Source organism: Embleya sp. NPDC050493 (genome assembly GCF_044458105.1).
Taxonomy (GTDB): domain Bacteria; phylum Actinomycetota; class Actinomycetes; order Streptomycetales; family Streptomycetaceae; genus Embleya.
Genome location: NZ_JBITHP010000048.1, coordinates 45,853 through 53,044, shown reverse-complemented (window position 1 = coordinate 53,044; position 7,192 = coordinate 45,853). Strand labels below are relative to the sequence as shown.

At 68.5% G+C, this 7,192-nt stretch carries 7 protein-coding genes and 1 other RNA gene; 1 reads left to right on the top strand and 7 read right to left on the bottom strand.

What is annotated here, in order from left to right:
* Positions 1–160: 160 nt before the first annotated feature.
* The 7 genes from ACIBM5_RS45145 to ftsE all read right to left on the bottom strand — a co-directional run bounded on the left by ACIBM5_RS45145 (position 161) and on the right by ftsE (position 6,687).
* Complete coding sequence (locus ACIBM5_RS45145) at positions 161–442, bottom strand: HU family DNA-binding protein (protein WP_355539945.1); 282 nt, start codon at positions 440–442, stop codon at positions 161–163.
* 234 nt (positions 443–676) lie between these two features.
* Positions 677–2,083 carry an NAD-dependent malic enzyme gene (locus tag ACIBM5_RS45140; protein ID WP_396012519.1) on the bottom strand — a complete coding sequence of 469 codons (1,407 nt, stop codon included), beginning with the start codon at positions 2,081–2,083 and terminating at the stop codon, positions 677–679.
* Positions 2,084–2,509: 426 nt separating this feature from the next.
* Positions 2,510–2,879: a transfer-messenger RNA gene (gene ssrA / locus ACIBM5_RS45135) on the bottom strand.
* Between the two features lie 161 nt (positions 2,880–3,040).
* Positions 3,041–3,520, bottom strand: a complete 480-nt coding sequence (gene smpB, locus ACIBM5_RS45130) for an SsrA-binding protein SmpB (protein ID WP_026218821.1) — start codon at positions 3,518–3,520, stop codon at positions 3,041–3,043.
* 116 nt (positions 3,521–3,636) lie between these two features.
* A complete protein-coding gene (locus ACIBM5_RS45125) occupies positions 3,637–4,884 on the bottom strand; it encodes a peptidoglycan DD-metalloendopeptidase family protein (protein WP_396012517.1) in 1,248 nt (415 codons plus the stop codon).
* A gap of 151 nt (positions 4,885–5,035) precedes the next feature.
* On the bottom strand, positions 5,036–5,941 hold the full coding sequence (gene ftsX / locus ACIBM5_RS45120; protein ID WP_396012516.1) for a permease-like cell division protein FtsX: 906 nt from the start codon (positions 5,939–5,941) through the stop codon (positions 5,036–5,038).
* 56 nt (positions 5,942–5,997) lie between these two features.
* Positions 5,998–6,687, bottom strand: a complete 690-nt coding sequence (gene ftsE, locus ACIBM5_RS45115; RefSeq protein ID WP_020553326.1) for a cell division ATP-binding protein FtsE — start codon at positions 6,685–6,687, stop codon at positions 5,998–6,000.
* Between the two features lie 236 nt (positions 6,688–6,923).
* Between ftsE and ACIBM5_RS45110 the strand changes: the two genes are divergently transcribed.
* Positions 6,924–7,106, top strand: a complete 183-nt coding sequence (locus ACIBM5_RS45110) for a hypothetical protein (protein ID WP_020553325.1) — start codon at positions 6,924–6,926, stop codon at positions 7,104–7,106.
* The last annotated feature ends 86 nt before the right edge of the window (positions 7,107–7,192 follow it).

The window sequence follows — 7,192 nt, the reverse complement described above, 5'->3', positions numbered from 1 at the left end:
GCGCGTGGCCCCCCGGGGGGCGGGGCCCCGGTGCCCCGGCCGGGGCCCCCGGGGGCCGGGGGGGGCGCGCAACCGGGCCCGGGGGCCCCCCCCCCCGGGGGGGGGGGGGGCCCCCCGCGGGCCCCCCCCCCTTCCGGTTTTCCACCGGGGCGCTACGGACCTACTTGCCCGAGGCCGCGGCCTTGAGCTTCGAGCCCGCCGAAACCTTGACGCCGAAGCCGGCCGGGATGTCGATCGGGTCACCGGTCTGCGGGTTCCGCGCGGTGCGGGCGGCACGGTGGGTGCGCTCGAAGGTGAGGAAGCCCGGGATCGAGACCTTCTCGTCACCCTTGGCGACGATCTCGCCGACGACGTCGGCGAGCGCGCTCAGTACGGCATCCGCGTCCTTGCGGGTCACGTCGGCGCGCTCCGCGAGGGCGGCCACCAGCTCACTGCGGTTCATGTGTCACTCCCGTGTCTTGCTGACCTCCGCCGACGACCACGAACGTGGTCGCAAACGTGGTTCAGTCCAACTCGCTGTTCTTGCCCCGGGGACGAATCCTGCACTCATCCATGCCCGGAAGCTAATCAAGGACACGCGAAATCACTGGGAAAGCCCCGTGATTTCGCGGTTCCGGCAGATTACGGGGCCGTTCGGGGGCCCCTGCAACCGGGATCCGTACGGACAGTACGACGATCATCCCGCAGGGTTCTGACGCTCCGCCAACACCGCGTCCCGCACCGCCGCGGCCACCACGGCGGACACCTCCGGGTGGAAAACACTCGGAATGATGTAATTCGGGTTCACTTCGTCGTCGGAGACCACCGACGCCAGTGCCCGCGCGGCGGCGAGCAGCATGTCGTTGGTGATGTGCCTGCTCTGCGCGTCCACCAGGCCTCGGAAGACACCGGGGAAGACGAGCACGTTGTTGATCTGGTTCGGGAAGTCGCTGCGGCCGGTGGCGACCACCGCGGCGTGCTCCAGGGCCGCCGCCGGGTCCACCTCGGGATCCGGGTTGGCCAGCGCGAACACGATCGAGTCCGGGGCCATCGCGGCGATGTCGGAGCCGGCGAGTACGTTCGGCGCCGACACGCCGATGAACACGTCCGCACCGACCACGGCCTCCTTGAGGGTGCCGGTGAGGGCCTGCTCGTTGGTGTGCTCGGCGACCCACCGCAGGTCCTCGCCGAGGTCCGTACGGCCCGTGTGCACCACGCCGTGCACGTCCGCGACCACCACGTGGCCCGCGCCCGCGGACAGGAGCAGTTTGAGGATCGCCGTGCCCGCCGCACCCGCGCCGGACATGACAATGCGCACATCCTCGATCTTCTTGCCGACCACCCGCAGCGCGTTGGTGAGCGCCGCCAGCACCACGATCGCGGTGCCGTGCTGGTCGTCGTGGAAGACCGGGATGTCCAACGTCTCGCGCAGCCGGCGCTCGATCTCGAAGCAGCGCGGCGCGGAGATGTCCTCCAGATTGATCCCGGCGAAGCCCGGCGCCATCACCTGCACGGCCCGGACGATCTCGTCCGGGTCCTGGGTGTCCAGGCAGATCGGCCAGGCGTCGATCCCGGCGAACCGCTTGAACAGGGCCGCCTTGCCCTCCATCACCGGCAGCGCGGCCTTGGGGCCGATGTTGCCCAGGCCCAGCACCGCGGAGCCGTCGGTGACCACCGCGACGGTGTTGCGCTTGATGGTCAGCCGGCGCGCGTCGTCCGGGTTCTCCGCGATGGCCAGACACACCCGCGCCACGCCCGGGGTGTAGATCATCGAGAGGTCGTCACGATTGCGGATCGGATGCTTGGACTGCATCTCGATCTTGCCGCCGAGGTGCATCAGGAAGGTCCGGTCCGAGACCTTGCCGAGGGTGACCCCCTCGATCTCCCGGATCGCCGCGACGAGCCGGTCGGCGTGGTCGGTCGAGGTCGCGGCGATCGTGACGTCGATCCGCAGGCGCTCGTGGCCGGACGCCGTGACGTCGAGCGCGGTGATCGACCCCCCGGCGGATTCGACCGTGTTGGTGAGTCGACTGACCGACGGGCCCCCTGCGGGGACCTCCAGTCGAGCCGTGATCGAGTACGAGGCGCTGGGCGCTGCGGGCATGAACTCTTTCTCCTCCGATCGCTGCGACGCCCGTTTCCCACGGCGTCGCATCGCCCTCGATGGTCTCACTTCGTGGACACGGCCGGTTCCGGGGGCCGCGGCGCGGCCCGCCTTACCCGTCGAAAGCGGCCTCGCAAACTGTGATCCTCGTCCTTCGCCGATCATTCCGGCGCCGGCGAGTGGTCGGTTACGCTGTTCAACGACACCGGCTCGATCCAAGCCCCCGGGCCCAACCATTAGTCCCTACGAGGGACCACTTGCCGAGAGGCGAGCATTGGCGGGTCGGTGTCCTCGACATCACGAACCGGCGTCCCCCAGGGGCCGCCGGTTCGTCGTTTTCCGGGCACCGGTCGCACCCGTGCCGCCGCCCGAACGGGCACGCGAGAAGGCCCGGTGTGCGAGCACACCGGGCCTTCTCGTCAACAGGGGTGGAGGTGGCGGGAATTGAACCCGCGTCCTACGGTGCGGAACCAGAGCTTCTCCGAGCGCAGTCCACAACGATTTTCTCGGCCCCGGTGTTCACGTGGACAAGACACCGACGGGCCCAGTTACTGTTTTTTGTCCCGCACGACCCCGTAACCGGGTCTTGCGGTGGAGTCCCCTAGATTATGCCAGGGTCCGGGGCGGGGACGCACCCGGTCTGACACCTTCGGATACTCGCTTAGGCAGCGAGGGCGAAGGAATCGCGCTTGGTATCGGCGATTATTTGTTTGCGACAGGTGGTTAACGAGATCATTGTCGCTTCCTCGGCTCGCTTCCTCTGCTTCGACAGCCGCAGTCGAAACCGATCACCCCCTATTGAATTTTCAAGCAACCACCGAGGCTCCGAGGAACCCGGGTGTCCTGCTCGACGGCCCGACCCGCCACACTTGCTCGGCCCGAACCAGGCACATCGTACGGTCCAACGTCGGACCGGTCCACTTCATTCCCGATGGGTCACCACCGATTCCCGGTGGGTCACTGCCGGCGGCCGCGCACGTACTTCGACATCACGCGGTCCGTCTCGCGCTTGTCCTGCTGTTCGCGCAGGGTCTGTCGTTTGTCGTAGTTCTTCTTGCCCTTGGCCAGCGCCAGTTCGAGTTTGGCCCGACCGTCCTTGAAGTACAGGCTGAGCGGCACCAGGGTGTGACCCGTTTCCTGGGTCGCCTGGACCAGCTTGTCGATCTCGTGCCGGTGCAGCAGCAGCTTGCGCTTGCGCCGCGCCGCGTGATTCGTCCACGTGCCCTGCGAGTACTCCGAGATGTGCACGTTGTGCAGCCACACCTCGCCGCCGTCGATGCTCGCGTAGCCGTCCACCAGGGACGCCTTGCCGGCCCGCAACGACTTGACCTCGGTGCCGGTCAGGACGAGGCCGACTTCGAGAGTGTCCTCGATGAGGTAGTCGTGCCGCGCCTTCTTGTTCTGCGCGATGAGCTTGCGCCCGGTCTCTTTCGCCATGATCCCTGCATTCTCGCGCATGGCCGCAAGCTCATTACCCGTCCGGGTGGGTGGTCTTTCCGCCCCGGTTCCGTCCGCGCCGCCGTCCCGGTCTCACGAGCGCCGGCTTCCCGGTCTCACAAAAACAGCGCCGGATCGACGAAGTCGCCGTCCACGAGCACCTCGAAATGCAGATGTGCGCCGGTGGACCAGCCGGTGTTGCCCGACCGGCCGACCTGCTCGCCGCGGGAGAGCCGCTGTCCCTCGCGCACGGTGATCCGGGACAGGTGGTTGTAGGTCGTGGTCAGCGCGACCCCGCCGACGCGCCCGTGCGAGAGCACCACGCGGTAGCCGTACGCCGCGTTGTAGCCGGTCTGCACGACCGTGCCCGCGCGGGCGGCGCCCACCGAGGTGCCCTCGGGGACCGCGAAGTCGGTGCCGGTGTGCAGCTTCGTGTACTCCAGGACCGGGTGGTAGCGCATCCCGTAGCCCGAGCTGACCGGCCCGCGCACCGGGTACGACAGCGCGCCGCCCTGCTTCGAGGACGCCGCCGGGCGGCCGGCCGCCCGGGCCGGCGCATTGCGCCGGTTCACCAGCTCGGTCAGCCGCTTCTGCTCGATCCGGGTCGCCTCGTAGCGCTGCTGGTCGGCCGCCTTCTCCTCACGCGCCGTCGCCAGCGCGGCCTCGCGCTGCGCCGCCAGCGCGGTCACCTTCGCCGCCGCGTCGGCCGCGGTCTTCTCCAGCGCGACCAGCTCGGCCAGATGCCGCCCGGCCTCCGCGTGCCGGACCCTGGCCTCCTCGCGGCGCCGCTCCAGCTCGGCCCGCCGCACGTCGATCGCGTCGCGGGTGCGCTCCAGCCGGGCGATCGTCTCGTGGTCGGCCTGGAGCATCTGCCGGTAGCCCTGGAGGCTGCTCAGCAGCTCGGCAGGGGTCTGCGCGCGCAGGATCATCGACAACTGGGCCATCCCGCCGTTGCGGTACGCCCGACCCACCAGCCGAGTGACGTCGTCGCGCACCGCCTGGGTCGACGCGGCCACGTCGTGCAGCTCGGCCTCCGCGGTGCGCACCGCGGCCTCGGCCAGGTCCACGCCGTGCCCGAGCTCGGCGGTCCGGGCCTGTGCCTGGGCCACCTGCACGCGCGCCGCGTCCAGGGCGGCCTGCGCGCCCGGCTGGGCCGCCACGGCCTCGGCGTACGCGGTCTCCGCGCGGGCGAGTCGGGCCAGGGACGCGTCCAGATCCGCCCGCATGTCCTTGGCCGCGACGTCGGCGCGCTGCTTGCGGGCGGGCGCGTCGCCGTCGGCGTGCGCGGGCACGAAGCCCACCGCGGCGGCCGTGATCACCACGAGCGCCGACAATCCGAGTCGCCTGGTCCGAATTCTGCGCATGATCACAAGAAACGCGTAATCGGCGCGAATTGCCACGACCCACACCGGTATGGAAGTAATACGAACCCATCCGGCCGCATACAAACGTTCGAAGGCCCTGTCCGTCGCACGGAACAGGGCCTTCGAGGCGGATCCGGGCCGGATCCCGGGGTCAGACCTTGAGGTACTTGAGCAGCGTGAAGAACGACGCGACCGCGGACATCAGCACGCCGAAGACGACCAGGAGCGGCAGGGTCGCCAGAACCGGACCCCACCCGATCAACTCGAAGGCGTTGAACTGCTGGCCGAGGCCCTTCTTGACGCCGAAGAAGAACCCGGTGCTCAACAGACCGGAGGCCAGCGCACCGCCCAGCAGCCCGGCGATGGCGGATTCCATGATGAACGGCAATTGGATGTAGAGATTCGACGCGCCGACGAGCCGCATGATGCCGGTTTCCCGCCTACGGCTGAACGCGGACACCCGGGCCGTGTTGACGATCAGCAAAATCGCCACCAGGAGCATGAAGCCCATCACGCCGATGGCCGCCCACTGCGCGTTGTTCAGCAGCTTGAAGAACGGCTCCAGGATCTTGCGCTGGTCCTGTACCGACTGCACACCCGGTCTGCCCGCGAACGCGCTCGCCACCACCGTGTACTTGGTCGGGTCCTTGAGCTTGACCCGGAAGGACTCCGGCAGCTGGTCGGCGGTCACGCTGCCGGAGAGCGGGGATTCCTTGTTCTGTTCCTTGAAGTGCTGGAAGGCTTCCTGCTTGGTCTCGTAGTAGGTCTTCTCCACGAGCGGCATCCGGCTGAGCTCGGCCTTGATCGCCTCGCGCTGCTCGTTGGACACCTCGCCGCCCGCACATCCGGCGTCCTTGTCGCTCTTGCCGCACAGGAAGATCGAGACCTCGACCCGGTCGTACCAGAAGTCCTTCATTTCGTTCACCTGAACGCGCAGCAGCAGACCCGCTCCGGCCAGCGTGAGGGACAGCGCGACACTGACGATCACCGCGATCGTCATGGTCAGGTTCCGGCGGAGACCGACTCCGATCTCCGAGAGGACGAACTGGGCGCGCATGATGTCCTAGTCGCTAGGGGCGCGGCCGGACTGCCGCGCCGTGGTGGTCCGGTGGATCAGTGCTGGTAGCCGTACACGCCGCGAGACTGGTCGCGGACCAGCCGGCCCTGCTCCAGCTCGATGACGCGCTTGCGCATCTGGTCCACGATCGCCTGGTCGTGCGTGGCCATCAGAATCGTGGTGCCCGTCCGGTTGATCCGGTCGAGCAGCTTCATGATGCCGACGCTGTTCTGCGGGTCGAGGTTGCCGGTGGGCTCGTCGGCGATGAGGATCATCGGCCGGTTCACGAAGGCACGGGCGATCGCCACGCGCTGCTGTTCACCACCGGACAGCTCGCCGGGCATGCGGTCTTCCTTGCCGCCCAGCCCCACCAGGTCCAGAACCTCCGGTACCACCTTGCGGATCGTGCCTCGGGGCTTGCCGATCACCTCGAGGGCGAACGCGACGTTCTGGTAGACCGTCTTGTTGGGGAGCAGTCGGAAGTCCTGGAAGACGGTGCCCACCTGGCGGCGCAGAGCCGGCACCTTCCAGTTGGACAACCGGCCGAGGTCCTTGCCGGCCACGAAGATGTTGCCTAGCGACGGTCGCTCCTCTTTGAGGACGAGCCGCAGGAAGGTGGACTTACCCGAGCCCGAGGACCCGACGAGGAAGACGAACTCACCCTTCTCCACTTCGAGGGAGACGTCGTGCAACGCGGGGCGCGGCTGCTTCGGGTAGGTCTTGCTGACGTTGTCGAATCGGATCACGGTTGCATCACGGTGCGCCAGTGTAGGGGGCAGGGCATACGGCTGGGGGCACAGAGGTGGCCAAGGGACCACACTGCCCGGAGCCGGGCGCCCAGGCTCGAACAGAGTGGTCGTCGGGCATGGCCATGCCGTGAGTGTAAGCGGCACAGTGGAAGGCGACGGGAACTTCCCACCGCGTCGTGAGCGTTATGCGTATCGATGCGTGATAGCGGAGCAATCGAGGCGGAGGAGTCGAGATGACCTTGGACCGCCTGGTGTGCGCGAACTGCGCCGGCCTGGTCGCGGAGGGTCGCTGCCCGACGTGCCGGGCCAGCCGCGAACGGCTCCAGCGCTCCGGTGGACTCAACCCCGCGATGCTCGCGGCGATCGCACTGCTGGTCCTGGTATGTGCGCTGCTGTTGGCCCGCGTGGGCGGCTGAGCCTGCCGCGGCCGAGCCGCCGGGCCTGATCGGGCACGGCGCGGGTCGATCGACCCGCACGCAGCCCCCTGTGAACGACACGAAGT

Coding starts and splice junctions, on each gene's coding strand:
- smpB (WP_026218821.1), bottom strand. CDS start 3,520: ATGGCGAAAGAGACCGGGCGCAAGCTCATCGCGCAGAACAAGAAGGCG.
- ftsX (WP_396012516.1), bottom strand. CDS start 5,941: ATGCGCGCCCAGTTCGTCCTCTCGGAGATCGGAGTCGGTCTCCGCCGG.
- ACIBM5_RS45140 (WP_396012519.1), bottom strand. CDS start 2,083: ATGCCCGCAGCGCCCAGCGCCTCGTACTCGATCACGGCTCGACTGGAG.
- ACIBM5_RS45110 (WP_020553325.1), top strand. CDS start 6,924: ATGACCTTGGACCGCCTGGTGTGCGCGAACTGCGCCGGCCTGGTCGCG.
- ACIBM5_RS45145 (WP_355539945.1), bottom strand. CDS start 442: ATGAACCGCAGTGAGCTGGTGGCCGCCCTCGCGGAGCGCGCCGACGTG.
- ACIBM5_RS45125 (WP_396012517.1), bottom strand. CDS start 4,884: ATGCGCAGAATTCGGACCAGGCGACTCGGATTGTCGGCGCTCGTGGTG.